Genomic DNA, 26,644 nt, shown 5'->3' on the forward strand with positions numbered 1-26,644 from the left:
GCGTCACGCCGGGGGCGCCGCGGCGTCGGGCCCGGTGTCCACGGCGGTGGGCGGCCCGGCGCCCACCGCGTCACGGCGTCACGGCGTCACGGCGTCATGGCGTCACGGCGTCACGGCGTCACCGCGTCACCGCGTCACCGCGTCACCGCGTCACGGCGTCACCGCGTCACCGCGAGGGAGCGCGCCGGCGGGTCACCAGCGGGGGACGGACGGCGTGATCCACCCGGGTTCGGCGACGCGCATGGCGGCCGCGTCGTCGCGCTCGCGCAGCGCGCCGTCGTCGTCCAGCCAGCGCCGGTGGAGGAAGTCCAGCCTGTCCCGGTCGAGTTCGACGCCGAGGCCGGGCGTGTCGGAGACGGCCACCTTGCCGTCGTCGAAGGCGAGCCGTTCGGTGAGGACGTCCTCGGACTGCCAGGGATAGTGGGAGTCGCACGCGTGGTGGAGGTCGGGGACGGTGGCGGCGACGTGGGTCATCGCGGCCAGGGAGATCCCGAGGTGGGTGTTGGAGTGCATGGAGACGCCCACGCCGAACGTGCGGCAGACGGCGGCCAGTTCGCGGGTGTTGCGCAGTCCGCCCCAGTAGTGGTGGTCGGAGAGGACGACCTGGACGGCGTCGCGGGCGAAGGCCTCCTTGATCTCGGCGAACGTGGTCACGCACATGTTGGTGGCGAGCGGCACGCCGGTCCCCGCGGCGACCTCGGCCATGGCCGGGGTGCCGAGGGCGGGGTCCTCCAGGTATTCGAGGAGGTCGCCGATCTCGCGGGCGACCCGCAGCGAGGTGGGCACGGACCAGGCGCCGTTGGGGTCGAGCCGCAGGGGGTGTCCGGGGAAGGCCTCGGCGAGGGCCCGGACGGCGGCGATCTCCTCGTCGGGCGGGAAGACGCCGCCCTTGAGCTTGAAGGAGGTGAAGCCGTAGCGCTCCTTGAAGCGCCGGGCCTGTTCGACCACGGAGGCCGGGTCGAGGGCGGCGCCCCAGTCGTCCTTCTCGGCGGGGACGCCCTCGGGGTGGTCGGCCCACTTGTAGAAGAGGTAGGCGCTGTACTCGACGGCGTCGCGCACCTTGCCGCCGAGCAGTGCGTGCACGGGCAGGCCGAGCGCCTTGCCGAGGGCGTCGAGGCAGGCGACCTCGAAGGCGGAGACGACGGACAGGCGCAGTTTGCCGGCGGTCTGGACGCCGCGCAGTCCGCCCACGTCCACCTGTGAGGAGATCCGGGAGCCGTCGACGGACACGTCGTCGGCGATCGTGAACAGCGCGTTCAGATCGCTGACCTGACGACCGGTCAGCCGGTCGGCGAAGGGGCGGGCGAGTTCCAGGTACTTGGTGTCGCCGTAGGTCTCGCCGACGCCGGTGACCCCGTCCGCGGTCTCGACCTCCACGATCAGCCGGGGGGTGTACGGCTGGTGGACGCCCTGGGTGTTGAGCAGGGGCGGGTCGGCGACGAGGATCGGGGTCAGGCGGACGTCCGTGATCGTGAGGTCGGGGCTCACAGGGCGGCTCCTACGAGGTCGAGGCCGGTGGTCAGGAGGGTCGTGAGAGCGGCCAGGTCGGCGGGCGAGGGCTCGGTGAGCGGGGCGCGGACCGGTCCGACGGGGCGGCCGCGCAGGCGGGCCGCGGCCTTGACCAGGGACACGGCGTAGCCCGGCACGCGGTCGCGGAGTTCGACGAGCGGGACGTAGAAGTCGCGCAGCAGCCGCTCCACCGCTTTGCCGTCCCCGCCGTCGCCGTCGCGCAGGGCGGCGAAGAAGGCGTTCGCGATCTCGGGGGCGAAGGCGTGGACGGCTGAGGAGTAGGCGGGGACGCCGACGGTGGCGTAGGCGCGGGCCTGGATCTCGGCGGTGGCCGCGCCGTTGAAGAAGAGGAAGTCCTCGGGTGCGGCGAGGGTGAGGCGCTGGAGGCGGTCGAGGTCGCTGTGGCCGTCCTTGAGGCCGACGACGTTCGGGATGCGGGCGATGCGCCTCAGGGACGCGGCGGTGAAGGCGACCTGACCGCGCTGGTAGGCGATGAGGGGCAGGCGGGTGCGGGCGGCGATCTGCTCCAGCTGGGCGACGAGGCCGTCCTGCGGGGCGGCGACGAGGTAGTGCGGGAGGACGAGGAGGGCGTCGGCGCCGGCCTGTTCGGCGATGCGGGCGAAGCGGGCGGCCTGGGCCCAGCCGTAGCCGGCGCCGGCGACGACGGGCAGGCGGCCGGCGGCCTCCTCGACGGCGATCGTCACGATCTGCCGGTACTCGTCCTCGTCGAGGGAGAAGAACTCGCCGGTGCCGCAGGCGGGGAAGAGGGCGCCGGGGGCGGTGGCGATCTGGGCCGCGACATGGGCGCGGAAGCCGTCGGGGTCGAGGGAGCCGTCGTCGTGGAAGCTGGTGAGCGGGAAGGACAGCACTCCTCGGGCCATGCCGTCCCGCAGGCGCCGGACGGTGTCCCCTGCCGCTGCCCCGGTGGAGCCCTCTGCGGCGTCCCGGGCCGTGTCCTGCGTCGCGTCTCTGTCGAGGCCCACCCGTGTCCATCTCCCTATGTAGACGTCATCCATGTATGAAGATGGAGGTTAGATACACGAACGCTGCCCGTCAATGGAGCCGCCGCGGCCCTTACGATCGGCACATGTCGGAGACAGGGGGCGTCCGCGAGGTGAAGTCCGCGGCGCGCACGGTCGAGCTGCTGGAACTGCTCGCGGCGCGCGCGGACCGGCCCGCCCGGCTGCAGGAGCTGGCCGACGAGCTGGCGGTGCCGCGCAGCTCGATGTACGCGCTGCTGCAGACCCTGATCGGCCGGGGCTGGGTGCGCACGGACGCCACCGGCTCCCTCTACGGCATCGGCATCCACGCCCTGCTGACCGGCACGAGCTACCTCGACTCCGACCCGCGTGTCCGTCTGGTGCGGCCCTTTCTCGACGAGGCGTCCGAGGCGCTGGGCGAGACCATCCACCTGGGGCGGCTGGACGGCCGGGGCGTGGCCTATCTGGCGACGCGCGAGTCGCACGAATACCTGCGCACGATCAGCCGGGTCGGGCGGCGGCTGCCCGCGCACGCGGGGGCGCTCGGCAAGGCGCTGCTCGCCGGGCGGCCGGACGGCGACCTGCCCGACGGCCCCTACGAGGCGCTCACCCCGCACTCCCGCACCAGCCGGGAGGCGCTGCTGGCCGACCTCGCCGAGGTGCGGGCGCGCGGCTACTCCGTGGACCGCGAGGAGGGCGTTCTCGGCATCGTGGGCTTCGGCTTCGCCCTGCGCTACGACGTTCCCGCCCAGGACGCGATCAGCTGCTCGGTGCCGGTGTCCCGGCTGACGCCGGATCACGAGGAGCGGATCGTCGCGGTGATGCGGGAGATCAGGGCCAAGATCGAGGCGGCGGCGCCCGGTTCCGGCCGCGACGCCGACTGGCGATGACGCGCGCTTCTACCCGGTGGGCCCCGCTCCAAACGCGCAGTGATCCACATCACCCACCCCGGGCTTCTTCTCGCACCGCGTGCTTGATACAAATTGCCCGCGCGTTCCTGTCCGTCGACGGTCGGCGCTCCACCCCCTTTTCGTGCCGCCCCTTCCGCATGCCCTGGAACGCCCGTGTTCGCCCCTCGCACCACCGTGCCCTGGCCCGTCGTCGCCCTTTTCACGGCCGGGTACCTCGCCCCCTATCTGCTGCCGACCGTGGTCGGCCGGCTGGACGCCGGGCTTCCGCTGTCCGCCACCCAGGCCGGCGCCGTCGGCAGCGCGCTGCTGCTCGGCTCGGCCTGCGCCGGCTTCCTGCTCGCCTCCCGCGTGGAGCGGATCGGGGCGCGCACCCTCGCCCGCCTCGGTCTGGTCCTCGCCGTCCTCGGATACGGCGGCGCCGCCCTCGCCGGCGCCGTGCCGGCCGTGGTCGCGGGCGCGGTCCTCGGCGGGATCGGCTCCGGCGCCGTCACCACCGTCGCCGCCACCCGGATCGCCGCCCAGCCCGACCCGCACCGCACCTCCACACTGGGCCTGCTCGGGGTCTCCGCGCTCGCGGGCGTCGTCTATCTGACGGTCCCGCACCTGGGCGCGGGGCACGGGCAGCCGCTGGCCGCGATCGCGCTCACCGCGCTGGCGGTGTGGCCGCTGACCGGACGGCTGCCCGCCCGCACGGCCGGCGCGCACCTCCGCACCGAGGACCGTGCCCGCCTTCCCCACCTGCGTTCCGGCCTCGTCCTGGCCGCCGCGATGCCCTGCTGGTCTCTGGTGCAGAACTCCCTCTGGGGCGTGAGCGGACGCATCGGCCTGACCCAGGCCCATCTGTCCGAGGCCGCCGTCGGCGTGGTCTTCGCGGTGGCCCTGGGGGCCGGGCTCATGGGCGTGCTGGGCGCGAGCGCGCTCGGGACGCGGCTGGGGCGGGCGGCGCCCATCGGCGTCGGGACCGTGCTGATCGCGGGGTGCGTCGTCGCCGCCGCGTCGGCGACCGGGCCGCTGAGCTTCGCGGCCGGCGAGATCTCCTGGAACGTCCTGTACCCGATCGTGCTGTCGTACCTGATCGGGCTCGCCGCCTCGCTGGACCGGCGCGGCCGCTGGGCGGTGCTGGTCGGATCGGCGTCCTCGCTCGGGACCGCGGCCGGGCCGCTGACCGGGAGCGTGCTGTCCGCGCAGGCCGGATTCCCGGTGATGGGGCTGGTGCTGGGGGCGGGGCTGCTCGTCGTCGCCGTGCCGATGACGGCCGTGGCCCTGCACACGGGCGGACGGCCGCTGCTCGCCGGCGGGATCCGGCGGCGGGGCGGCGCGGCGGACCAGCTGCCGGTCGAGGTGGTCGAGATCGCGGTGGAGGCCCCGGCCCTGCCCGTCCGGGACGCCTACGACACCGCAGGCCCCCGCCCGGCCGGCGCCGCGCCCGGGTCCGGGGCCTGACGCCGGACCGCGTCGGCCGGGTCCGGGCGGAACACGGATCCGGGCGGAGTCCGGGCGGAACACGGACCCGGGCGGCGATCCGCTCAGAAGGTGTAGGCCTCCACCTCCGCGAGACACCGCGCCCGCCGCTCCTCGTCGTCCTCCAGGAAGGAGGCGACGAAGGAGTTGCGGGCCAGCTCGCGCAGCCGCTCCCCGCTCAGGCCTAGGCTCGTGCGCACGGCGTCGAAGTTGTCGCCGGCGTAACCGCCGAAGTAGGCGGGGTCGTCGGAGTTGACGGTGCAGACGAGCCCCGCGTCGAGCATGGCCGGCAGCGGATGCTCGGCGAGGACGTCGACGGTGCGCAGCCGGACGTTGGACAGCGGACACAGGGTCAGCGGGATCCGCTCCCGCACCAGCCGCTCCACCAGCGCAGGGTCCTCCATGCAGCGCAGGCCGTGGTCGACGCGCTCGACGCCGAGGACGTCCAGCGCCTCGGTGATGTACTCCGGCGGCCCCTCCTCACCGGCGTGCGCCACCCGCCGCAGCCCGAGCGCGGCCGCGGCCTCGTACACCTCGCGGAACTTCACCGGCGGATGCCCGACCTCGGCCGAGTCCAGCCCGATGCCGATGATCCGGTCGAGGTAGGGCTTCGCCGCGTCCAGCGTCTCCAGGGCCGACTCGGCGGACTCGTCGCGCAGGAAGCAGAGGATCAGCCGGGTGGAGACGCCGTGCACGTCCTCGCTGCTGCCCAGCGCCCGCCACAGCCCGTCCACGACCGTGCCCATGCCGACGCCCCGCGCGAGATGGGCCTGCGGGTCGAAGAAGATCTCCGCGTGCCGCACGCCCTGGGCGGCCGCCCGGGCGAGGTAGGCGTTGGCCAGGTCCTCGAAGTCCCGCTCGGTGCGCAGCACCGCCATCAGCTCGTAGTACAGGTTCAGGAACGACTGCAGGTCCTCGAACCGGTACGCCTCACGGAGCGCCTCGGTGTCGGCGTAGGGCAGCTCGACGCCGTTGCGGGCGGCCAGCTCGAAAGCCAGCTCGGGCTCCAGGGTGCCTTCGATGTGCAGGTGCAGTTCAGCTTTGGGGATGGGCATCAAAGCATCGTACGACCGCCTCACCGGCGTTTCGGGACCGGCACCCGCTGGAGGTCGTGCGCCACGGTCAGCTCGCCCTCGAACCCGGCCGCCCGCGCCTGCCGCTCGAACTCCCCGGGGTCGGAGTACCGCTGGCTGAAGTGCGTGAGGACCAGATGCCGCACTCCCGCGTCCCGTGCCGCCCGGGCCGCCTGACCGGCGGTCAGATGCCCGTGGTCGACGGCGAGCCGCTCGTCCTCGTCGAGGAAGGTCGACTCGATGACGAGCAGGTCGGCGCCCTCGGCGAGGGCGTGCACCCCCTCGCACAGCCGGGTGTCCATGACGAACGCGAACCGCTGGCCGCGGCGCACCTCGCTGACGTCGTCCAGCGACACCCCGCCGACGGAGCCCTCCCGCTGGATCCGGCCCACGTCCGGTCCCCGCACGCCGTGCTCGGCCAGCAGCTCGGGCAGCATGCGGCGGCCGTCGGGCTCGACGAGCCGGTAGCCGTAGGACTCGACGGGGTGCGAGAGCAGGGCGGCTTCCAGGCGGTAGGAGGCGGCGGTGGCCAGGACTCCGTCCGTGTCCACGGGGGCCTCCGTGACGCCGACGGTCTCGCGGTAGGCGGTGGAATGGCGCAGCCGGTCGAAGAAGCGCTGCCCGGAGCGCGGGTAGTGCGCGGTGACCGGATGCGGTACCTGGTCGAGGTTGATCCGCTGGATGACGCCGGCCAGGCCGAGGGAGTGGTCCCCGTGGAAGTGGGTGACGCAGATCCGGTGGATGTCGTGCGCGGCGACCCCGGCGCGCACCATCTGGCGCTGGGTGCCCTCGCCGGGATCGAAGAGGACGCCCGAGCCGTCCCAGCGCAGAAAGTAGCCGTTGTGGTTGCGGTGCCGGGTGGGGACCTGGCTGGCGGTGCCGAGCACCACCAGTTCGCGTACGGACACGACGGCCTATCCGGGGGGCCAGTGCAGGCCGCGGCCGCCGAGGACGTGCGCGTGGGCATGCCAGACCGTCTGGCCCGCGCCGGCGCCGGTGTTGAAGACGGTGCGGTAGCTCTCCAGCTTCTCCTCCTCCGCGACCGCCCGCGTCTCGCGCAGGACGTCGGCGGCAAGCTCCGGGGCCGCGGCGGCGAGGGCGGCGGCGTCCCGGTAGTGCGCCTTCGGGATCACCAGGACGTGCGTGGGCGCCTGCGGGTTGATGTCCCGGAAGGCGACGGTCGTGCCGGTCTCCCGCACGATCGTCGCGGGGATCGTCCCCGAGACGACCTTGCAGAACAGGCAGTCGTCCTGCGGTTCCCCTGCCATGCGGGTCCTCCTCAGCCGAAGTCGATCAGTACGGGGGCATCGTATCCGGGGGCCGCCGCCCCGGGCCCGCTCACGCTCGTGCTCACGGGGCGGCGGGGCGGTCAGGGCAGCGAAGGGGGCGTCTTGGCCGGCGTCGACTCCAGGGCGGCCAACGCCAGCGACACCGCCTCGTCCAACTGGACGTCCCGGCCGGCCGCGTGGTCCTGGGGAGCGCAGACCACCTCGACGTCCGGGTCGACGCCGTGGTTCTCCACGCCCCACCCGTACCCCTCCAGCCAGATCGCGTACTTGGGCTGCGTGACGAGCGTCCCGTCGACCAGCCGGTAGCGGCTGTCGATCCCGACCGTCCCGCCCCAGGTGCGCGTGCCGACCACCGGCCCGATCCCGAGCGCCTTGATCGCCGCGTTGACGATGTCCCCGTCGGACCCGGAGAACTCGTTGGCGACGGCGACGACGGGCCCCCGGGGCGCGTCCTCCGGATAGCTGGAGGCCCGCACGCCGCGCGGCACGTCCCAGCCGACGATCCGCCGGGCCAGCTTCTCCACGACGAGCTGGGAGGTGTGCCCGCCCCGGTTCTCCCGGACGTCCACGATCAGCCCCTCGCGCGCGACCTCGACCCGCAGGTCCCGGTGGATCTGGGCCCACCCCGGCGCCTGCATGTCGGGCACGTGCAGATAGCCCAGCCGCCCGCCCGAGGCCTCGTGCACATACGCCCGCAGGTCCGCGACCCACGCGTGATAGCGCAGCGCCTCCTCGTCCGCGACGGGCACGACCACGGCATGCCGGGGCTCACCCCCGCCGGACGGCGAGATCGTCAGCTCCACGACCTTGTCCGCGGCGCCGACGAGCAGCGGCCCGGGCCCGGTGACCGGGTCGACCGGCTGTCCGCCGACGGCGAGGATCGCGTCGCCGGCCCGCACCGCCACGCCGGGCGCGGCGAGCGGGGAGCGGGCGTCGGGGTCGGAGGTCTCCGAGGGCAGGACGCGGTCGATGCGCCAACTGCCGTCCTCGTGCCGGGAGACGTCCGCGCCCAGCAGCCCCTGCCGGGCGCCGCGGCCGTGGCCGCCGCGCGGCATGACGTAGGCGTGCGAGGTGCCGAGCTCGCCGTGCACCTCCCAGAGCAGGTCGACGAGGTCGTCGTGGGTCGCGACCCGCTCCAGCACGGGCCGGTAGCGGTCCAGGACGCCGTCCCAGTCGACGCCGCCGAGGTCCGGCCGCCAGAAGTTGTCCCGCATGATCCGGCCGTTCTCGTCGTACATCTGCCGCCACTCGGCGGTGGGGTCGACGATCCGGCTGATCCGGCCGAGGTCGACGGTGACGTTGCTGTCGCTGTCCTCGTCGCCGGAGGCGCGCCGGTCGCTGGGCACGACCTTGAGCTTGCCGTCGGTCCACAGCAGCAGCCGCTTGCCGTCGCCGCTGACCTCGAAGCCGTCGGCGTCGGCGGCGAGGTGCTCGATGCGCTGCTGGGCGAGGTCGTAGCGCTCCAGCTCGGTGTGCGGGTCGGGGTCGTCCGGGGTGGCCCGGGAGGCGCCGAGGACACCGCGCACGGGGTGGCGCAGCCACAGCACGCCGTCCTTGGCCGCGGCGAGCCCCGAGTAGCGGCCGGCCTCGACCGGGAAGGGGACTATCCGGTCGGCGAGGCCTTCGAGGTCGATCCGGGTGCTCGGGGTTCCCTCGCTGTCGGGCGTCTCCTCCTTGTCGGGCGCCTCGAACGGCCTGCCGTGCCGCTGCGGGCCGAAGGGGGACGGGGTCGTCGCCGCGAGGGTGATCAGGTGCGGGCGGGCGCCGGCGACGAAGGAGAGGTCGAAGACGTGCTGGTCGTAGACCGGGGCGAAGGCGCGGGTGGAGAGGAACGCGAGGTGTTTGCCGTCGAGGGTGAAGGCGGGCGCGTAGTCCCGGAAGCGCAGCGGGGTGGCCTCCGTGACCGACAGGTCGGTGACGTTGGCGAGCTTGAGCTGACTGAGCGGGCGCGGGCCGGGGTGCGACCAGGCCAGCCAGGCCGAGTCGGGCGAGAAGACCAGGCCGGACACCTCGCCGTCGGGGCTGGCGTCGACCTCCCGGACCTCGCCGGTCTCCCGCTCGACGAGCAGCAGCCGCCCGTCGTGCGCGGCGACGGCGGCCCGGCTGCCGTCGGGGGCCATGGCGAGCTCCAGGACCCGGCCGAGCCGTCCGGCGGCGAGCCGGCGCGGCGTGGCGCCCGGGGTCTGTCCGGTGGCGGGGGCGAACTCCAGCGCGTCCTCGCCCTCCGCGTCCGTCACCCAGACGGCCCACTCCTCGCCCTCGGTGCGGAAGGCGCGCGGCAGCCGGGCGCGGACGCCGGGTTCGGCGGCGAGCGCGCGGGCGGGCCCGCTGCGGTGGGTGACCCAGTGGACGGCCCCGCGCACCTCGACGACGCTGCCGCGCGCGGTGTGGTCGGGCGCCGCCCCGCCCAGCCAGCGGGAGGCGGCGACCGGGTGGGGGCGGCGGTCGGCGCGCTGGCCGCCGAGGCGGACGTCGAGCCGCCGCGGTTCGGCGCCGTCCAGGTCGTCCAGCAGCCACAGTTCCCCTGCGGACATGTACACGATGCGGGTGCCGTCGCCGGCGGCCTGGCGGGCGTAGAAGCCCTCGAGGGGGGTGTGCCGGCGCAGGTCGGACCCGTCGGCGAGGGAGGAGTACAGGGCTCCCGTGCCCTCGTGGTCGCAGAGGAACGCGATCCGGTCGCCCGCCCACACCGGGCACTCGATGTTGCTGTCGAGGTCCTCGTGCAGCCGGACGAACTCCCCCTCGCCGTCCCGGTCGATCCACAGCTTGCCCGCGGTGCCGCCCCGGTAGCGCTTCCAGTGGGCGGCCTCGCGGCCCATCGGCGCGGACAGCAGCACGGTGTGCGGGCCGTGGGCGACGGAGCCGACGGGCCCGTAGGGCAGGGTCGTCGCCGGTCCGCCGTCGACGGGGACGGCGCGGGCCCAGGTGCGGCGCAGGGTGGCCTGGTCATGGCTGCTGACGGCGAGGACGTCACCGTCCGGGGTCCAGCCGCGCACCCGGGTCTGCCGGCTCCCCCAGTACGTCAGCCGGGTGGAGGGGCCGCCGTCGACAGGGGCGATGTGCACCTCGGGAGCGCCGTCGCGGGTGGAGGTCCAGGCGACGGTGGCCCCGTCGGGCGAGATGCGCGGCGTGGAGACCGGCACGTTGTCGGCGCTGACCCGCCAGGCACGGCCGCCGTCGAGGGGCGCGAGCCACACGTCGTCCTCGGCGGCGAAGGCCACCGACTCGCCGTGCAGGTGCGGGAATCTGAGGTACGCGGCAGGCGTCGCGGGCTGGGTCACCGCATCACTGTAGGCACCGGCGGTGCGGCTGGTCAGGGGTTTCGATCACTTCCCCACGGCGCCCGCGTGCACGGTCTCGGTGACGGTCACCGTCACGGTGACCGTCGGCCGGACGTCCGGCCGCGCCGTACCGGCCGGGCCGCCCGGCGACCGGCCCACCGGCGACGGCGTCGCGGACCCGCAGTCGCCGAGCCCGCTCACCCGGAACAGCTGCTTCTCGCCCACGACGGCGGTGAGGTCCCCGCGCACACAGGTCCCGTCGACGGCCCGGGTGACCTTCCCGGTGACGGTGATGTCCCGCCCGTCGCCGGTCTTGCCCCGGCAGTCGACCGAGGCCGCGGCCCCCGCCCTGCCCTGGTCCTCGTAGCGTGCCGTGCAGGTCAGCCAGCGCACGTTCACGTGGCGCCGCTGGATCTCCGCGGTCGTCGCCTCGTCGGTGGTGTACGCGACCGACATGCTGCTCAGCCCGCCCGGCTCGCACGCCACGACGCCCAGCGCGGCCACGGCCGCCGCCGGAAGAAGCCAAATACGCCTCAAAGCCCCCATGGAGGGCAGCGTGCCACTCCGGCGGCCGGTCCGGTAGCCCGTATGCGGTCACGTTCGGCGCGGGTTCTGCCTCGGCGCGGGTTCTGCCGTGGAGGCCCGGCGGTCGTGACGGCGGTGGCGCTCAGCCCCGCAGCAGCAGCCACTGCTGAAGCTCCACCAGATTGCCCTCGGGGTCCTTGAGATGGGCCACGCGCATCCGGTCGGTCATCGGCGCCGGGCCCCGCAGCAGGACCGCGCCCCGGGCGACGATCTGCGCGCAGTACGCGTCCAGGTCGTCGACGCGCAGCACCACCAGGGAGCGGTGCCCGCTCGCCGCGTCGCCCAGTTCACCGAGGACGGCGGCCATCATCGCCCGGTCCTGCAGGGCGATGCCGGCCGAGCCGGCGGCGGGGCTGAACTTCTCGTACGGCCCGTCCGCCGCGCCCGACTGCGGTCTGAGGCCGAGGGTGTCAGCGTAGAAGCGGTAGCAGGCGGCGAAGTCGGTGACGAGCAGCCGGACTTGGGCGAGTTCCACGGTGTCCCCCGGGGAGTCAGGACCAGCGGCCGGTGCGGCCGAGCAGCAGGGCGGTCGCCGCCGTGCCGGCGGTCGACGTGCGCAACACGCTACGGCCGAGGCGGTGAGCCCTCGCGCCCGCCTCCTCGAAAAGCGCCAACTCCTCGGGCGACACCCCGCCTTCGGGTCCCACGATCAGCACGATCTCACCCGAGGGCGGGAGTTCGGCGGTCGCGAGGGGATCGCTGGGGTAGGCGCGGTCCTCGTGCAGGACGGCCGCGAAGTCGGCCCCGGCCACAAGTGCCGCCACCTGCTTGGTCGTCGCCGCCTCGGCGACCTCGGGGAAGCGGACCCGGCGCGACTGCTTGCCGGCCTCGCGGGCGGTGGCCCGCCATTTGGCCAGCGCCTTCAGCCCGCGCTCGCCCTTCCACTGCGTGATGCAGCGCGAGGCCGCCCAGGGCACGATCGCGTCGACGCCGGTCTCGGTCATCGTCTCGACGGCCAGCTCACCCCGGTCGCCCTTGGGCAGCGCCTGGACGACGGTGATCCGCGGGAACTCGGCGGGCTCCTCGATCACCTCTCCGAGACTCACCACCAGCCGGTCCTTGCCCTCGGTCGTGACGACCTCGCCCGGCGCCCAGCGTCCGGCGCCGTCGGTGAGGACGACCTCCTCGCCGGCGTGCAGCCGCTTCACGGAGACGGCGTGCCGGCCCTCGGGTCCGTCCAGCACGAACGCGGAGCGGGAGTGCGGGAGTTCGTCGACGACGAAGACGGGGGCGGTCATGACAGGCCTCCGTCACCGGCCGGGAAGCGCGACAACGCTGTCCGCGCTGCGGCGAGTTCGGCCAGCAGGACCTCCACGAGCTGCCCGGCGGGCAGCTCACGGGCCATCCGGTGGCCCTGTCCGGCCCACAGCGCCATGCCCTGCGCGTCGCCCGCCTTGGCGGCCGCCTTGCGCAGCGGCGCCGTCAGGTGGTGGACCTCCGGGTAGGCGGCGGGCGCGTACGGGCCGTGCTCGCGCAGGAAGCGGTTGACCAGGCCGCGGGCGGGGCGGCCGGAGAAGGCGCGGGTCAGCTCGGTGCGCACGAACAGGGGGTTGGTCAGGGCCTGCTTGTGCACGGCGTGCGCTCCTGACTCGGGCGTGGCGAGGAACGCGGTGCCCAGCTGGGCCGCGCTCGCGCCCGCCGCGAGGACCGCGGCGATCTGGCTGCCGCGCATGAGACCGCCGGCGGCGACGATCGGCAGCCGCACCGACTCACGGACCTGGGCGACCAGAGAGAGCAGCCCGATGCCGCAGCCGTCGGTCTCCGGGTTGTCGCGGTGGGCGCCCTGGTGACCGCCGGCCTCCACGCCCTGCACGATCACCGCGTCCGCGCCGGCCCGCTCCACCGCGACGGCCTCCTCCGCGGTGGTCGCGGTGACCAGGGTGAACGTTCCCGCCCGCCGCAGGGACTCCAGCGCGTCGGCGCCGGGGACGCCGAAGTGGAACGACACGACCGGCACCGGGTTGTCCAGCAGCACCGCGAGCTTGGCGTCGTAGCCGTCGTCGCGGCCGCTGTCCGGGTCGCCGAGCTCGGTGTCGTACCAGGCGGCCTCACCGGCGAGCTGGTGGGCGTAGACCTCTATGGCGCCCGCCGCGGGGAGCGCGGCGCCGGCCGCTCCCGAGGAACCGGGGCTCGCCCCGGGGTACTCGGGCTGGGGCATGAAGAGGTTCACGCCGAAGGGGCGGCCGGTCAGGCTCCGCAGCTGCTTGATCTCCTGGTACATGCCGTCGGCCGTCTTGTACCCGGCCGCGAGGAAACCGAGCCCGCCGGCCTCGGCCACGGCGGCGGCGAGCTGGGGCACGGAGACACCGCCCGCCATGGGGGCCTGCACGATCGGATGCGGGAAGAGATCGGTCAGTGCGGAGGACATGACGGCATGTTGTCACGTCCTCCGAACAAGTCCGAATCGGCCCTTCCCCGTGCCCGGCGGGCGCCGGGAGCGGCCCCGCGGGAACCGCTCAGCGCCCGTTGAACGCGTCCTTCAGGCGCGAGAACAGCCCCTGCTGGCCGGGCTGGAACTGGCCCGTGGGCCGCTCCTCGCCGCGCAGCTTGGCCAGCTCGCGCAGCAGCCGTTCCTGCTCCGGGTCCAGCTTCGTCGGCGTCTGGACCTCGACGTGCACGATGAGGTCGCCACGGCCGCCGCCCCGCAGATGCGTGACGCCCCGGGCGTGCAGCGGGATCGACTGGCCGGACTGGGTGCCGGGCCGGATGTCGACCTCCTCCAGGCCGTCCAGCGTCTCCAGCGGCACCTTCGTACCGAGGGACGCCGCCGTCATCGGGAGGGTCACCGTGCAGTGCAGGTCGTCGCCGCGCCGCTGGAACTGCGCGTGCGGCAGCTCGTGGATCTCCACGTACAGGTCGCCGGCCGGGCCGCCGCCGGGGCCGACCTCGCCCTCGCCCGCCAGCTGGATGCGGGTCCCGTTGTCGACGCCGGCCGGGATCTTCACCGTCAGCGTGCGACGCGAGCGGACCCGGCCGTCGCCCGCGCACTCCGGGCACGGGGTCGGGACGACGGTGCCGAAGCCCTGGCACTGCGGGCACGGCCGCGAGGTCATGACCTGGCCGAGGAAGGACCGGGTCACCTGCGACACCTCGCCGCGGCCGCGGCACATGTCACAGGTCTGGGCCGTGGTGCCCGGCGCCGCGCCCTCGCCGCTGCAGGTGGTGCAGACGATCGCGGTGTCGACCTGGATGTCCTTGGTCGTGCCGAAGGCCGCCTCCTCGAGGTCGATCTCCAGCCGGATCATCGCGTCCTGGCCGCGGCGGGTCCGCGAGCGCGGGCCGCGCTGGGACGCCGTGCCGAAGAACGCGTCCATGATGTCGGAGAAGTTCCCGAAGCCGCCTGCCCCGAAGCCGCCGGCGCCGCCGCCGCCCGACTGGGAGAGCGGATCGCCGCCGAGGTCGTAGACCTGCTTCTTCTGCGGGTCCGACAACACCTCGTAAGCGGCGTTGATCTCCTTGAACCGCTCCTGGGTCTTCGGATCCGGGTTGACGTCCGGGTGCAGCTCGCGCGCGAGCCGCCGGAAGGCCTTCTTGATCTCTTCCTGCGACGCATCGCGGCGCACGCCGAGAACGGCGTAGTAGTCCGTGGCCACTTACGACTCCGCCAGGATCTGTCCGACGTACCGTGCCACCGCTCGTACCGCTCCCATCGTTCCCGGGTAATCCATGCGGGTCGGTCCGACCACGCCCAGTTTGGCGACTGCCTCGCTGCCCGAACCGTAACCGACCGACACCACGGAAGTGGAGTTGAGCCCCTCATGGGCGATCTCGTGACCGATGCGTACGGTCATGCCCGAATCCCCTGCCTCGCCAAGGAGCTTAAGGAGCACGACCTGCTCCTCCAGGGCCTCCAGGACGGGCCGGATGGTGAGGGGAAAGTCATGTCCGAAGCGGGTGAGATTGGCGGTGCCGCCGATCATCAACCGCTCCTCGTTCTCCTCGACGAGCGTCTCCAGCAGGGTGGAGAGCACCGTCGTGACCGTGCCGCGGTCCTCCGCCTCGAAGGCGTCCGGCAGATCCTCCACCAGACGCGGCACGTCGGAGAACCGGCGGCCCGCGACCCGGCTGTTGAGCCGCGCGCGCAGATCCGCCAGCGAGGACTCCCCGAAGGGCGCCGGGCAGTCCACCATCCGCTGCTCGACCCGCCCGGTGTCCGTGATCAGCACGAGCATCAGGCGCGCGGGCGCGAGCGAGAGGAGCTCCACGTGCCGCACGGTCGAACGGGTCAGGGACGGGTACTGCACGACGGCGACCTGACGGGTGAGCTGCGCGAGCAGCCGTACCGTGCGGGCCACCACGTCGTCGAGGTCGACGGCGCCGTCGAGGAAGTTCTGGATGGCCCGCCGCTCCGGGCCGGTCATCGGCTTGACGCCGGCCAGTTTGTCGACGAACAGCCGGTAGCCCTTGTCCGTGGGGATGCGCCCGGCGCTGGTGTGCGGCTGGGCGATGTACCCCTCGTCCTCCAGGGCGGCCATGTCGTTGCGGACCGTCGCCGGGGACACGCCGAGGTTGTGACGCTCGGTGAGCGCCTTCGACCCCACGGGCTCCTCGGTGCCGACGTAGTCCTGGACGATGGCGCGCAGAACCTGGAGCCTGCGTTCACTCAGCATCCGCGCGCACCTCCAAGAATCTCGTCCCCCAGTCCCCTGGGCGTCTCCTCTGGCACTCTTCACATCCGAGTGCCAACGTCCCCGGGCCAGTGTACGGCTGTGGGGTACACCCAGGGCAAGGTCGGCCCTCCACGGGACGTTGTGCAGCTAGCGTCGCGGCATGACGGTGACTTGGGAAGAGCTCGGATGGGAGCGGCTCGCGGCGGGGGTCGGCCGGGTGCGGCTGCCTGGCTGGGACTGCACGGCGGGGCTGGTCGTCGGGGCGGGCGCGGTGCTCATGGTGGACGCGGGGTCCAGCCTGGCGGAGGGGGTGCGGCTGCGGGCCCAGGCCGAGGAGCTCACCGGCGCGCGTGTGACCCATCTCGCGCTCACCCACCCCCATTTCGACCATGTGTTCGGCGCTGGGGCGTTCGCCGGCGCGGAGGTCTTCGGGGCGGTGGGCTCGGACTCGGTGCCGGCCGAGGAGCTGCGGGCGGACGCGGTGCGCAGCGGCCTCGACGAGCGGGCGGCGACCGAGGCCGTGGACACGCTCGTGCGGCCCCGCCATCCGGTCTGCGGCGAGTGGACCCTCGACCTGGGCGACGGCCGGCAGGTCCTGCTGGCCAACGTCGGCCCCGCCCACACCGCCCACGACCTCATGGTCCTCGTCCCCGGGGCGGCCGGCTCACCGGAGGTGGTGTTCTGCGGCGACCTGGTCGAGGAGTCCGGCGAACCGCAGGCCGGACCCGACGCCGTCCCCGGCCGCTGGCCCGCCGCTCTCGACCGTCTTGTGGACCTCGGCGGCGAGGACGCGGTGTACGTGCCGGGCCACGGCGCGACGGTGGACGCCGCGTTCGTGCGGGCCCAGCGCGACGCCCTGGCGGCCCGTTTCGGCGTGTCGCGCTGAGCGTGTGTCCCTGGCGCCGGGACTTCTCCTATCGTCATCCGAATGCGCAAGTACTCCACCGACCTGACCCCTCCCTGGAAGAAGCCGAAGCCCGTCCCCGAGGTCGCGGCGGACCCCGGTCTGGTCGTGGAGGAGCCCGGCACCGGGTTCTGCGGCGCGGTGATCCGCTGCGAGGCGGGCACCGTGACCCTGGAGGACCGCTTCGGCACACACCGGGTGTTCCCGCTGGAGCCGGGGGGCTTCCTGCTGGAGGGCCGGCCCGTCACCCTCGTCAGACCCGCCTCGGGGCCGGCCCGCCCCTCCCGCACCGCCTCCGGCTCGGTCGCCGTCCCCGGCGCCCGCGCCCGGGTCGCCCGCGCCGGACGCATCTACGTCGAGGGCCGGCACGACGCCGAGCTGGTCGAGAAGGTGTGGGGCGACGACCTGCGCATCGAGGGCGTCGTCGTGGAGTACCTGGAGGGCGTCGACGACCTGCCGTCGATCGTCGCGGAGTTCGCCCCGGGGCCGGACGCGCGGCTCGGGATCCTGGTCGACCACCTCGTGCCCGGCACCAAGGAGTGGCGCATCGCCCGGTCGGTGACCAGCGAGCACGCCCTGGTCGTCGGCCATCCCTACATCGACATCTGGGAGGCGGTGAAGCCCGCCTCCGTGGGCATCGGGTCCTGGCCGCGCGTGCCGCACGGGCAGGACTGGAAGACGGGGGTGTGCCGCGCCCTGGGCTGGCCGTCGGAGAACACGGGCGCGGTGTGGCAGGCCATCCTGAAGCGGGTGGGCTCCTACAAGGACCTGGAGCCGGAGCTGCTGGGCCGGGTGGAGGAACTGATCGACTTCGTCACGGCCCCGGCGTGACGCCCGCCGCCGCCCGGCGGCTCTCCGGGGCCCACCGGGACGCCTAGTCCACCAGGTCCCGCACCACCGCGTCGGCCAGCAGCCGCCCGCGCAGGGTCAGCACCGCCCGTCCCTCGCCGTAGGCGCCCTCTTGGAGCAGGCCCTCGCCGAGCGCCCGGCGGGACGCCGCAAGGCCGTCCGGCCGCAGCAGTGCGAGCGGCGCGCCCTCCCGCAGCCGCAGCTCCAGCAGGATCCGCTCGACCCGGCGGTCCTCGTCCGAGAGGACCTCCCGTCCGGCGCCCGGCGAGCGCCCGCCGTCGAGGGCCGCCGCGTACGCGCCGGGATGCTTGACGTTCCACCAGCGCACCCCGCCCACGTGCGAGTGCGCCCCGGGTCCGGCGCCCCACCAGTCGGCGCCGCGCCAGTACAGCTCGTTGTGCAGGCAGCGGGCCGCCTCCGAGGCAGCCCAGTTGGAGACCTCGTACCAGTCGTAGCCCGCCGCCGCCATCACCTCGTCCGCGATCAGATAGCGGTCCGCGTGGACGTCGTCGTCGGTCATCGGCACCTCGCCGCGGCGGATGCGGCGGGCGAGCTGCGTGCCCTCCTCGACGATCAGGGCGTAGGCCGAGACATGGTCGGGTCCCGCGCCCAGCGCCGCCTCCAGGGACGCCCGCCAGTCGTCGTCCGACTCGCCCGGGGTGCCGTAGATCAGGTCGAGGTTGACGTGCTCGAAGCCCTCGGCCCGCGCCTCCGCCACGCACGCCTCGGGGCGTCCCGGGGTGTGGGTGCGGTCGAGGACCTTCAGGACGTGCTGCCGGGCGCTCTGCATGCCGAAGGAGACACGGTTGAAGCCGCCCGCGCGCAGGGCCGCCAGATACGCCGGGTCCACGGACTCCGGGTTCGCCTCCGTCGTCACCTCCGCGTCCGCGGCCAGCCCGAACTCGTCGCGGATCGCGCCCAGCATCCGTACCAGGTCGGACGCGCCCAGCAGGGTCGGGGTGCCGCCGCCGACGAAGACGGTGCGGACCTCGCGCGGGTCGTCGCCGAGGACCTTGCGGGCCAGCCGGATCTCGTCGATCAGGGTGTCCGCGTAGTTGTCCCGGGAGGCGAGGACGCCGCCGGTGCCGCGCAGCTCGGTCGCGGTGTAGGTGTTGAAGTCGCAGTACCCGCAGCGGGTCGCGCAGTACGGGACGTGCAGATAGAACCCGAGGGGGCGGTCGGCGGCGCCGGCGAGCGCGTGCGCCGGGAGCGCGCCGTCGTCGGGGACCGGCTCGCCGTCGGGAAGTGCGGAAGGCATGTCGTCCATTGTCCCGTACGTCCGCACCGATCCACGTCCGAGCCGTTGCGCGGCGGCATCGGGCCGCCTCCGGGACGGTCCCCGGCAAGCATCGGTCCACGTCCGGGACGGTCCCCCGGCCGTATCGGTCCGCGTGCCGGGCGTCCTGCCCGCGGCGGCCGGGCGCACGGGCCGGCCGGCCCGGGGCGGCGCGCGCTCGGGCCGCTCTCAGGCCAGCAGGTCCGCGCCCAGCGGCCGCCCGGGGCCCGCCCCCGGCAGGATGTAGGCGAGCGCCGAGCCCCGCGTCTCGGTGAACCCGTTCAGCTCGTCGCGGGTCGCCATCCGCCGCTGCACCCGGGTGAAGAGAGCCGGGTCCCGCATGAAGGCGAGGAACAGCAGGCCCTGGTCGGTGGGACCGTCGGCGTAGGAGTAGCCGCGGCGCAGCATCCGGGCTCCGCCGTCGTGCAGGGAGCTGACCACGCCGACGTGGGAACGCGCCGGGGTGAGGTAGTGCCCCTTCGGGGACTTGGCGAAGACGTCGACCTCGGCGTGCTCGGGGCCGCCCGGCAGCGGGCCGCCCGTCGAGCGGCGGCGGCCGACGACCTCCTCCTGACGGTGCACGGCGAGCCGCGCGAAGTCCTCCACCCGCAGATGCACGCGCCGGACGACGAGGTAGGTGGCGTCGTCCGTCCACACCCAGCGTTCGCACTCCCCGGGGCTCGGGTTGGCGCTGCCGTTCCTGAAGCCGAGCAGGTCGCGCGGGGTGCCGCCGCCGTCCGGGGACGGGGGCAGGAAGCCGGACTGCCGCCAGCGCGGGCTCAGGGTCTCCCCGGCCAGCCGGGTGAGGGACTCGGCCGTCTCGTCGGCCGCGTCGGAGTCGTCGGCGCACAGCTGCACGAGCACGTCACCGCCGCAGCGGGCGGGGTCGAGGCGGTCGCCGGGGAACGAGGGCAGCTCGCGCAGGGCGGTGGGGGCGGACACGCCGAGAAGGGCGGGCAGGCGAGGGCCGACGCCCACCGTGGCGGTGAGCCGCGCCTCCTGGGAGCCGTCCGCCTCCCGCGTCTCGGCGAGCGCGTCGGTCCAGGCCTCCAGCACCTCCTTCAGCGCCCGTGCGCCGGCCGCGCCGCGCACGGCGGGATCGAGGTCGTAGGCCAGGAGCAGCGCGGTGGACTGCCGGGGTGTCGTCACGCCGGCCTGGCGGACGCCGTGGCCGCCGGGACCGGAGCCGGAGCCGGAGCCGGGCCCGGGGGCGCCCGGGTGCGGCGGACCGGCCGCACGGGTACAGGCGGTCGCGGTGAGCCCGAGCCCCGCGCCGGCGATCAGGACGCGTCGACGCAGGGGCGCGTCGATGGGGCTATTCGTTGCCTTCGGCACGAAACGGACGATACATCTGCGGGGGCGGACATCCGTTCTCCCCCGCCCGTCCCCGTGGCCGCCCGAGCGGGCGCTACTCCGCCTGGAGCACCAGCAGGGCCAGGTCGTCCTCGGGAGGCTGCTCGCCGAACGCGTGGACCAGGCCTCGGATCCGCTCCGCGATCAGATCCGCGTCGAGGCCCACGCAGCCCGCCAGCGCGGCGGCGAGCCCTGCCTCGTCGTCGAACTGGCGCAGCCCCGACCGCCGTTCGGTCACGCCGTCCGTGACGCACAGCAGGGTGTCGCCGGGCCGCAGCCGCAGGCTGTCGCAGGTGTAGGCGACGTCCTCGATGACCCCCAGCAGGGTCTGCGGGTGCCCGGCCGTCGCGACCGAGCCGTCCGGGCCGAGCACCAGCGGCAGGGGATGCCCGGCGGAGGCGAAGGTACAGCGCACGCCGCCCTCGAAGGGGGCCAGTTCGCCGTAGAGGAGGGAGAGGAAGCGGGTCTGCGGGCCGTCCCCCGGAACGACGGGCCCGACGAAGGCCCGGGCGGCGGCGTCGGCGGCCTCGGTCGCGTCGTCGAGGAGCAGCTGGTTGAGGCGGTCCAGCACGTCGGCCACGCCGTAGCCCTCGCGGGCCAGCAGCCGCAGCCAGGGCCGGGCCAGACCGATGACCACGGCCGCCTCCGGCCCCTTGCCCTGCACGTCGCCCACCGCGAAGCACCAGCGGCCGTCCCCGGCCGGGAACAGGTCGTAGAAGTCGCCGCTCGGCCCGCCCTGCTCGCGCGGCTCGTAGACGAGCGCGCTGCGCACGCCGGGGATCTCGGCGACCGCGCCGGGCAGCAGCCCGCGCTGGAGAACGGCGCTGATGGTGGCCTGGCGGGCGTACTGACGGGCCGCCCCGATGGCCAGCGCCACCCGGCGGCCGAGGTCCTCGACGAGCCCGGTGACCTCGTCGGGGAAGACGACCGGTCCGGCGCGCCCGATCACCAGTGTGCCCAGCGGACGGCCGCCGGCGATCAGCCGGTAGGCGAGCGCCGCGCCGTGCGGGCCGAGCGACGCGCCGGGCCAGGGGAACGGCTCGGGTCCGGAACGCGGACCGCCGTCGGGCGGACAGGGGGGATCCTTCTCCAGGGTCCCGCGCAGCTCCTCGATGCGGTTCTCACTGGCGTGCCAGACCCGGGCCAGCCGCGGTCCCGGCCCGCCGGCCCACTCGCCGCGTCCGCTGACCTCGTCCTCCAGCCACACCGCGCACCAGTCGGCGAGCCGCGGCACGAGCAACTGGCCGGTCAGCGCCGCCACCAGGTCCTCGTCGAGCTGTCCGGCCAGCAGGTCGGACGCCTCCGCGAGGAAGGAGAGGGCGCCGCGGTTGAGCCAGTCCCGGTCACCCCGGTCCCGCCGGGCGACCGGCTGCGGCGCGGGCGCGAAGGCCGTCGGCGGGCCCGGGGCGTCGGAGACGGCGACGGCGGCAGCGGCAGCGGCCGGATGAGCGTGCCCGGGGACGGATGGGCCCGGGAGGCCGCCGTGTCCGGGGCCGGCGCTTCCGGGGCTACCGTGTCCGGGGCCGGTGAGACCCGGGAGGCGGTCGGGTCCGCGCCCGGTGGGGCCGTGCCCGTCACCGCCGAGGCCCGGTCCCGGATCGAGGGTCGGGGCGAGGGCGAGGGCGGGGTCGGGGTCGGGCGCGAGGGCGGGAGCGACGGCGGGGTCGAGGGCTGGGTCCGGGAGCTCGGGGCTGGGCAGCAGGCGGGCCCAGACCGTCTTCGTCCCCCTGCGGTACGTCACTCCCCAGGCGTCGGCGAGCGTGGCGACCAGGCGCAGGCCACGGCCGTACTCCGGGATCTCGCACGGCGTCTCGCCGCCGCCGTCGCGCGGGGAGCGGGAGGGGTGATGGTCGCCGACCTCGACGACGACCGCCGGGCAGCCGTCGGGACGGCCGGGCTCCTCCTCCAGCCGGCACACCAGCTCCACATCGGTGCCGGCGTGCACGACGGCGTTGGTGACGAGCTCGCTGACGACGAGTACCGCGTCCTGCGCCAGGCGCTCGCCGAGCTCCTCGGCCGGCGCCCGGCCCGTGCCCGCCCACTCCGTCAGCGCGGCGCGGACCAGATCGCGGGCGGCGCCGGGCGCGAGGGGGCTCCCGACCAGCGCGGCGCGGACGCACGGGAGCCCGGGCGCGTACGCGGGCGCGCCGAAGGGCCGGGAGGCGGTCTCCCGTTGCGTCGGAATGGCCCCCATGCGCAGCTCCCCGGACGGTTCGGATGCCCTCAGGGTGACAGACCGATCCCGGTCATGAGCGCTGGGTTACCGAAGTGGTCCGTCCTGGGCGCGAAGCGTGCCGCGCGGGTGTTCGCGCTTGTTCGATGACGCACGGTTGAGGGGCGGAATCCGAGCGTGCGGGCCCCGCCCCCGCCCACGCCCCGCGCTACGCCTCGCGCGCTCCGGCGTACATCTCGTCGATGAGGTGCTTGTACTCCCGCTCCACGACCGGCCGCTTCAGCTTCAGGCTCGGCGTGATCTCGCCGTGCTCGACGTCGAGGTCGCGGGGCAGCAGCCGGAACTTCTTGATGGTCTGCCAGCGCTGGAGACCCTCGTTGAGCCGCTTGACGTACCCGTCGACGAGCTCGACCGTCGCGGGGGCGGCGACGACCTCTTCGTACGGCTTTCCGGCCAGCCCGTTGTCCTTCGCCCAGTCGAGGATCGACGGCTCGTCCAGCGCGATGAGCGCCGTGCAGTAGTTCCGGTCGGCGCCGTGCACCAGGATGTTGGAGACGTACGGGCACACCGCCTTGAACTGGCCCTCGACCTCGGCGGGCGCGATGTACTTGCCGCCGGAGGTCTTGATCAGGTCCTTCTTGCGGTCGGTGATGCGCAGGTACCCGTCGGGCGAGAGCTCGCCGATGTCGCCGGTGTGGAACCAGCCGTCGGCCTCCAGGACCTCGGCGGTCTTCTCGGGGAGCTGGTGGTAGCCCTCCATGATGCCGGGGCCGCGCAGCAGGATCTCCCCGTCTTCGGCGATGCGCACCTCCGTGCCGGGCAGCGGCTTGCCGACCGTGCCGGTGCGGTAGGCCTCGCCGGGGTTGACGAAGGAGGCGGCGGAGGACTCCGTCAGGCCGTAGCCCTCCAGGATGTGGATGCCGGCGCCGGCGAAGAAGTAGCCGATCTCCGGGGCGAGGGCGGCGGATCCGGACACACAGGCGCGCAGGTTGCCGCCGAAGGCCTCGCGGATCTTGGCGAAGACGAGCGCGTCGGCCACCTTGTGCTTGGCGCCCATGCCGAAGGGGACGGACATGCTGCCGGTGCGCCGGAAGTTGTCCTGCGCGGCCTTGGCGTACTCGCGGGAGACCTCGGCGGCCCACTGGAAGATCTTGTACTTGGCCCCGCCGCCCGCGCGGGCCTTGGCGGCGACCCCGTTGTAGACCTTCTCGAAGATGCGCGGCACGGCCGCCATGTACGTGGGCCGGACGATCGGCAGATTCTCGATGATCTTGTCGACGCGGCCGTCGACGGCGGTGACGTGACCGACCTCGATCTGGCCGGAGGTGAGCACCTTGCCGAAGACGTGCGCGAGCGGCAGCCACAGGTACTGGACGTCGTCGCCGCTGATCAGACCCGTCGCGGCGATCGCCTTCGCCATGTACGACCAGTTGTCGTGCGGCAGGCGCACGCCCTTGGGGCGGCCGGTGGTGCCGGAGGTGTAGATGAGGGTGGCGAGCTGGTCCGAGGTGATCGCGGCGACGCGGTCCTTGATCAGCCCGGGCTCCTTCTCCAGCCGGGCCGCGCCGCGCTTCTCCAGCTCGTCGAGGGTGAGGATCCAGTCCGCGGTCTCCACGCCGGCCGGGTCGATCACGACCACATGGGTGAGGGCGGGCAGCTCGGCGCGCTTCTGAACCGCCTTGGCGAGCTGGGCCGCGTCCTCGGCGATCAGCACCCGGCTCTCGGAGTCGGAGAGGATGAACGCCGACTCCTCGGCGTTGGTCTGCGGGTAGACCGTGGTGGTGGCCGCCCCCGCGCACATGATGCCGAGGTCGGCGAGGATCCACTCGATCCGGGTGGAGGCGGCCAGTGCCACCCGCTCTTCGGCCCGCACCCCCAGTTCGATGAGGCCGGCCGCGATCGCGTAGACCCGCTCGGCGGACTGCGCCCAGCTCAGCGACCGCCAGTCGTCGGGGCCCTCGCCGGACGCCGTCGGCACCGGGTAGCGGTAGGCCTCGGCGTCGGGCGTGGCCGCCACGCGCTCCAGGAAGAGGCCCGCGACGGACGGCGGACGGTTCTCGATCAGTGTCTGTGTGTCGCTCACGACATCCTCCGGGGCCCGCGAAGGTGCGGCCGGCTCGTTGCGGCGTCGTTCGACGCGGCTTGTGTTGACGGTGGCTGCTGTTGACCGCGGCTGTTGTTTAACTCACGAGTAACTACCGAGCAGGGATCAGAGTAGAGGGCGACTGGCCAGCGCGTAAGGGGCTCCGGACCGTCACTTTCTCCTGGATACAGGGACAGGGCCCGCCGCGCTCACGCACGACGGGCCCTGGACTCCTGCGCCGAATGGGCTATTTCTTGGCCTTGCCGGATCCCGCGCTGTCGTCGCTGCTCAGGACGGCGATGAAGGCCTCCTGCGGAACCTCCACGGAACCCACCATCTTCATCCGCTTCTTGCCTTCCTTCTGCTTCTCCAGCAGCTTGCGCTTCCGGGAGATGTCACCGCCGTAGCACTTGGCGAGGACGTCCTTGCGGATGGCGCGGATGGTCTCGCGGGCGATGACCCGGGAGCCGATGGCCGCCTGGATGGGCACCTCGAAGGCCTGCCGCGGGATGAGCTCGCGCAACTTGGCGACCAGCCGCACACCGTAGGCGTACGCGGCGTCCTTGTGGGTGATGGCGGAGAAGGCGTCGACCTTGTCGCCGTGCAGCAGGATGTCGACCTTGACCAGGCTGGAGGTCTGCTCGCCGGTGGGCTCGTAGTCGAGCGAGGCGTAGCCGCGGGTCTTGGACTTCAGCTGGTCGAAGAAGTCGAAGACGATCTCCGCGAGGGGCAGCGTGTAGCGGATCTCGACGCGGTCCTCGGAGAGGTAGTCCATGCCGAGCAGCACACCGCGGCGGGTCTGGCACAGCTCCATGATCGAGCCGATGAACTCGCTCGGCGCCAGGATGGTGGCGCGCACGACCGGCTCGTACACCTCCGAGATCTTCCCCTCGGGGAACTCGCTCGGGTTGGTGACGACGTGCTCGGAGGCGTCCTCCATGACCACCCGGTAGACCACGTTCGGCGCGGTGGCGATGAGGTCGAGACCGAACTCGCGCTCCAGCCGCTCACGGATCACGTCGAGGTGCAGCAGGCCGAGGAAGCCCACGCGGAAGCCGAAGCCCAGCGCGGCCGAGGTCTCCGGCTCGTAGACCAGCGCGGCATCGTTGAGCTGCAGCTTGTCGAGGGCCTCGCGCAGCTCGGGATAGTCGGAGCCGTCGAGCGGATACAGACCCGAGAAGACCATCGGCTTGGGGTCCTTGTAACCGCCGAGGGCCTGGGTCGCCCCCTTGTGCAGGGTGGTGATGGTGTCGCCGACCTTGGACTGGCGGACGTCCTTCACACCGGTGATCAGATACCCCACCTCGCCCACGCCGAGGCCGTCCGCGGACAGCATCTCGGGCGAGTTGGTGCCGATCTCCAGCAGCTCGTGCGTGGCGTTCGTCGACATCATGCGGATGCGCTCGCGCTTGTTGAGCTGGCCGTCGATGACACGGACGTACGTCACGACACCGCGGTAGGAGTCGTAGACCGAGTCGAAGATCATCGCGCGGGCGGGGGCGTCCGCCACGCCGACCGGCGCCGGGATCTCCTTGACGACCTTGTCGAGCAGCGCGTCGACGCCGAGACCGGTCTTGGCGGACACCCGCAGCACGTCGTCCGGGTCGCAGCCGACCAGGTTGGCGAGCTCCTCGGCGAACTTCTCGGGCTGCGCGGCCGGCAGGTCGATCTTGTTCAGCACGGGGATGATCGTGAGGTCGTTCTCCATCGCCAGGTAGAGGTTGGCGAGGGTCTGGGCCTCGATGCCCTGGGCGGCGTCGACGAGCAGGACCGTCCCCTCGCAGGCCGCGAGCGACCGCGAGACCTCGTACGTGAAGTCGACGTGCCCCGGGGTGTCGATCATGTTGAGGATGTGCGTGTTGCCCGGATCCTGAGTCGGGGCCCAGGGCAGGCGCACGGCCTGGGACTTGATCGTGATACCGCGCTCGCGCTCGATGTCCATCCGGTCGAGGTACTGAGCGCGCATCTGCCGCTGCTCGACCACGCCGGTCAGCTGGAGCATCCGGTCGGCGAGCGTGGACTTGCCGTGGTCGATGTGCGCGATGATGCAGAAATTGCGGATCAGAGCCGGGGCGGTACGGCTCGGCTCGGGCACAGTCTTAGGGGTCGCGGGCACGCAGGGTCCTGTCTCTTGAGGCGCCTTATGCCTCGGGTCGGATCGATACGTAGGCTCCATGGTCCCATGGGCGGCGACCGGGGACCGGTTTGGGCCACTCGCGGCACCACTGGTAGTCTGGGCAGCTGTGTCTCATGCCCTCTCAGCGCGAGGCACACCTCAGAAAATCACCTGGCACGGGACCTTCACGG

The 26,644-nt window shown here is 73.6% G+C and carries 21 protein-coding genes; 4 read left to right on the forward strand and 17 right to left on the reverse strand.

Annotation, left to right across the window (positions count from 1 at the left end):
- Positions 1-192: 192 nt before the first annotated feature.
- Together Sri02f_RS02210 and Sri02f_RS02215 are read right to left on the reverse strand one after the other, a co-directional pair.
- Positions 193-1,488: a glucarate dehydratase family protein gene (locus Sri02f_RS02210; RefSeq protein WP_108999350.1), complete on the reverse strand. Its 1,296-nt coding sequence runs from the start codon at positions 1,486-1,488 to the stop codon at positions 193-195.
- Entirely contained in the window at positions 1,485-2,390 is a 906-nt protein-coding gene (locus Sri02f_RS02215) for a 5-dehydro-4-deoxyglucarate dehydratase (RefSeq protein WP_245970406.1), read from the reverse strand. Before Sri02f_RS02215 ends, Sri02f_RS02210 begins: the two co-directional genes overlap by 4 nt.
- Positions 2,391-2,596: 206 nt before the next feature.
- Here Sri02f_RS02215 and Sri02f_RS02220 point away from each other — a divergent pair, with 206 nt between their 5' ends.
- Both Sri02f_RS02220 and Sri02f_RS02225 read left to right on the forward strand, forming a co-directional pair.
- Positions 2,597-3,379, forward strand: coding sequence for an IclR family transcriptional regulator (locus Sri02f_RS02220; protein WP_108999352.1), 783 nt, complete (start codon positions 2,597-2,599; stop codon positions 3,377-3,379).
- A 174-nt stretch (positions 3,380-3,553) separates the two neighbouring features.
- Positions 3,554-4,843 (forward strand): MFS transporter, encoded by a 1,290-nt coding sequence (locus Sri02f_RS02225; protein ID WP_108999353.1) that lies wholly within the window; start codon positions 3,554-3,556, stop codon positions 4,841-4,843.
- 83 nt (positions 4,844-4,926) lie between these two features.
- Here the strand turns inward: Sri02f_RS02225 and Sri02f_RS02230 are convergent, their stop codons facing one another.
- The 10 genes from Sri02f_RS02230 to hrcA all read right to left on the reverse strand — a co-directional run bounded on the left by Sri02f_RS02230 (position 4,927) and on the right by hrcA (position 15,699).
- Entirely contained in the window at positions 4,927-5,916 is a 990-nt protein-coding gene (locus tag Sri02f_RS02230) for an adenosine deaminase (RefSeq protein WP_167467469.1), read from the reverse strand.
- A gap of 20 nt (positions 5,917-5,936) precedes the next feature.
- Entirely contained in the window at positions 5,937-6,842 is a 906-nt protein-coding gene (locus tag Sri02f_RS02235) for a ribonuclease Z (protein WP_108999355.1), read from the reverse strand.
- 6 nt (positions 6,843-6,848) lie between these two features.
- Complete coding sequence (locus tag Sri02f_RS02240) at positions 6,849-7,202, reverse strand: histidine triad nucleotide-binding protein (RefSeq protein WP_108999356.1); 354 nt, start codon at positions 7,200-7,202, stop codon at positions 6,849-6,851.
- Between the two features lie 101 nt (positions 7,203-7,303).
- The gene (locus tag Sri02f_RS02245; protein WP_108999357.1) at positions 7,304-10,504 is read right to left on the reverse strand and encodes a S41 family peptidase; all 3,201 of its coding nucleotides are present in this window, start codon (positions 10,502-10,504) and stop codon (positions 7,304-7,306) included.
- A 45-nt stretch (positions 10,505-10,549) separates the two neighbouring features.
- Entirely contained in the window at positions 10,550-11,050 is a 501-nt protein-coding gene (locus Sri02f_RS02250) for a hypothetical protein (RefSeq protein WP_108999358.1), read from the reverse strand.
- Positions 11,051-11,171: 121 nt separating this feature from the next.
- Positions 11,172-11,564 carry a VOC family protein gene (locus Sri02f_RS02255; RefSeq protein WP_108999359.1) on the reverse strand — a complete coding sequence of 131 codons (393 nt, stop codon included), beginning with the start codon at positions 11,562-11,564 and terminating at the stop codon, positions 11,172-11,174.
- Between the two features lie 16 nt (positions 11,565-11,580).
- Positions 11,581-12,327 carry a 16S rRNA (uracil(1498)-N(3))-methyltransferase gene (locus Sri02f_RS02260; protein ID WP_108999360.1) on the reverse strand — a complete coding sequence of 249 codons (747 nt, stop codon included), beginning with the start codon at positions 12,325-12,327 and terminating at the stop codon, positions 11,581-11,583.
- Positions 12,324-13,457, reverse strand: coding sequence for a nitronate monooxygenase (locus tag Sri02f_RS02265; protein ID WP_108999361.1), 1,134 nt, complete (start codon positions 13,455-13,457; stop codon positions 12,324-12,326). Before Sri02f_RS02265 ends, Sri02f_RS02260 begins: the two co-directional genes overlap by 4 nt.
- 88 nt (positions 13,458-13,545) lie before the next feature.
- Positions 13,546-14,682 (reverse strand): molecular chaperone DnaJ, encoded by a 1,137-nt coding sequence (gene dnaJ / locus Sri02f_RS02270; protein ID WP_108999362.1) that lies wholly within the window; start codon positions 14,680-14,682, stop codon positions 13,546-13,548.
- On the reverse strand, positions 14,683-15,699 hold the full coding sequence (hrcA, locus tag Sri02f_RS02275) for a heat-inducible transcriptional repressor HrcA (protein ID WP_069767684.1): 1,017 nt from the start codon (positions 15,697-15,699) through the stop codon (positions 14,683-14,685).
- A 160-nt stretch (positions 15,700-15,859) separates the two neighbouring features.
- Here hrcA and Sri02f_RS02280 point away from each other — a divergent pair, with 160 nt between their 5' ends.
- Positions 15,860-16,585, forward strand: coding sequence for an MBL fold metallo-hydrolase (locus Sri02f_RS02280; RefSeq protein WP_108999363.1), 726 nt, complete (start codon positions 15,860-15,862; stop codon positions 16,583-16,585).
- 42 nt (positions 16,586-16,627) lie between these two features.
- The gene (locus tag Sri02f_RS02285; protein WP_108999364.1) at positions 16,628-17,434 is read left to right on the forward strand and encodes a DUF3097 domain-containing protein; all 807 of its coding nucleotides are present in this window, start codon (positions 16,628-16,630) and stop codon (positions 17,432-17,434) included.
- 43 nt (positions 17,435-17,477) lie between these two features.
- Here Sri02f_RS02285 and hemW read toward each other — a convergent pair whose 3' ends face one another.
- The 5 genes from hemW to lepA all read right to left on the reverse strand — a co-directional run bounded on the left by hemW (position 17,478) and on the right by lepA (position 26,453).
- Positions 17,478-18,710 carry a radical SAM family heme chaperone HemW gene (gene hemW, locus Sri02f_RS02290; protein WP_108999778.1) on the reverse strand — a complete coding sequence of 411 codons (1,233 nt, stop codon included), beginning with the start codon at positions 18,708-18,710 and terminating at the stop codon, positions 17,478-17,480.
- 207 nt (positions 18,711-18,917) lie between these two features.
- Positions 18,918-20,063 (reverse strand): Dyp-type peroxidase, encoded by a 1,146-nt coding sequence (locus Sri02f_RS02295; RefSeq protein WP_108999365.1) that lies wholly within the window; start codon positions 20,061-20,063, stop codon positions 18,918-18,920.
- 73 nt (positions 20,064-20,136) lie between these two features.
- Entirely contained in the window at positions 20,137-22,275 is a 2,139-nt protein-coding gene (locus tag Sri02f_RS02300) for a SpoIIE family protein phosphatase (protein WP_108999366.1), read from the reverse strand.
- A gap of 187 nt (positions 22,276-22,462) precedes the next feature.
- Positions 22,463-24,337, reverse strand: a complete 1,875-nt coding sequence (locus Sri02f_RS02305; protein ID WP_108999367.1) for an AMP-dependent synthetase/ligase — start codon at positions 24,335-24,337, stop codon at positions 22,463-22,465.
- Between the two features lie 247 nt (positions 24,338-24,584).
- Complete coding sequence (lepA, locus tag Sri02f_RS02310) at positions 24,585-26,453, reverse strand: translation elongation factor 4 (RefSeq protein WP_108999368.1); 1,869 nt, start codon at positions 26,451-26,453, stop codon at positions 24,585-24,587.
- Positions 26,454-26,644: the final 191 nt, after the last annotated feature.

It is taken from the genome of Streptomyces rishiriensis (assembly GCF_003112535.1).
Classification (GTDB): Bacteria; Actinomycetota; Actinomycetes; order Streptomycetales; family Streptomycetaceae; genus Streptomyces; species Streptomyces rishiriensis.

Excerpts from the sequence above, each read along its gene's own strand:
- Sri02f_RS02215 (WP_245970406.1), bottom strand. The coding sequence starts at position 2,390 with ATGGCCCGAGGAGTGCTGTCCTTCCCGCTCACCAGCTTCCACGACGAC.
- Sri02f_RS02220 (WP_108999352.1), top strand. The coding sequence starts at position 2,597 with ATGTCGGAGACAGGGGGCGTCCGCGAGGTGAAGTCCGCGGCGCGCACG.
- Sri02f_RS02230 (WP_167467469.1), bottom strand. The coding sequence starts at position 5,916 with ATGCCCATCCCCAAAGCTGAACTGCACCTGCACATCGAAGGCACCCTG.
- Sri02f_RS02240 (WP_108999356.1), bottom strand. The coding sequence starts at position 7,202 with ATGGCAGGGGAACCGCAGGACGACTGCCTGTTCTGCAAGGTCGTCTCG.
- Sri02f_RS02250 (WP_108999358.1), bottom strand. The coding sequence starts at position 11,050 with ATGGGGGCTTTGAGGCGTATTTGGCTTCTTCCGGCGGCGGCCGTGGCC.
- Sri02f_RS02260 (WP_108999360.1), bottom strand. The coding sequence starts at position 12,327 with ATGACCGCCCCCGTCTTCGTCGTCGACGAACTCCCGCACTCCCGCTCC.
- Sri02f_RS02265 (WP_108999361.1), bottom strand. The coding sequence starts at position 13,457 with ATGTCCTCCGCACTGACCGATCTCTTCCCGCATCCGATCGTGCAGGCC.
- hrcA (WP_069767684.1), bottom strand. The coding sequence starts at position 15,699 with ATGCTGAGTGAACGCAGGCTCCAGGTTCTGCGCGCCATCGTCCAGGAC.
- Sri02f_RS02280 (WP_108999363.1), top strand. The coding sequence starts at position 15,860 with ATGACGGTGACTTGGGAAGAGCTCGGATGGGAGCGGCTCGCGGCGGGG.
- Sri02f_RS02285 (WP_108999364.1), top strand. The coding sequence starts at position 16,628 with ATGCGCAAGTACTCCACCGACCTGACCCCTCCCTGGAAGAAGCCGAAG.
- hemW (WP_108999778.1), bottom strand. The coding sequence starts at position 18,710 with ATGCCTTCCGCACTTCCCGACGGCGAGCCGGTCCCCGACGACGGCGCG.
- Sri02f_RS02300 (WP_108999366.1), bottom strand. The coding sequence starts at position 22,275 with ATGGGGGCCATTCCGACGCAACGGGAGACCGCCTCCCGGCCCTTCGGC.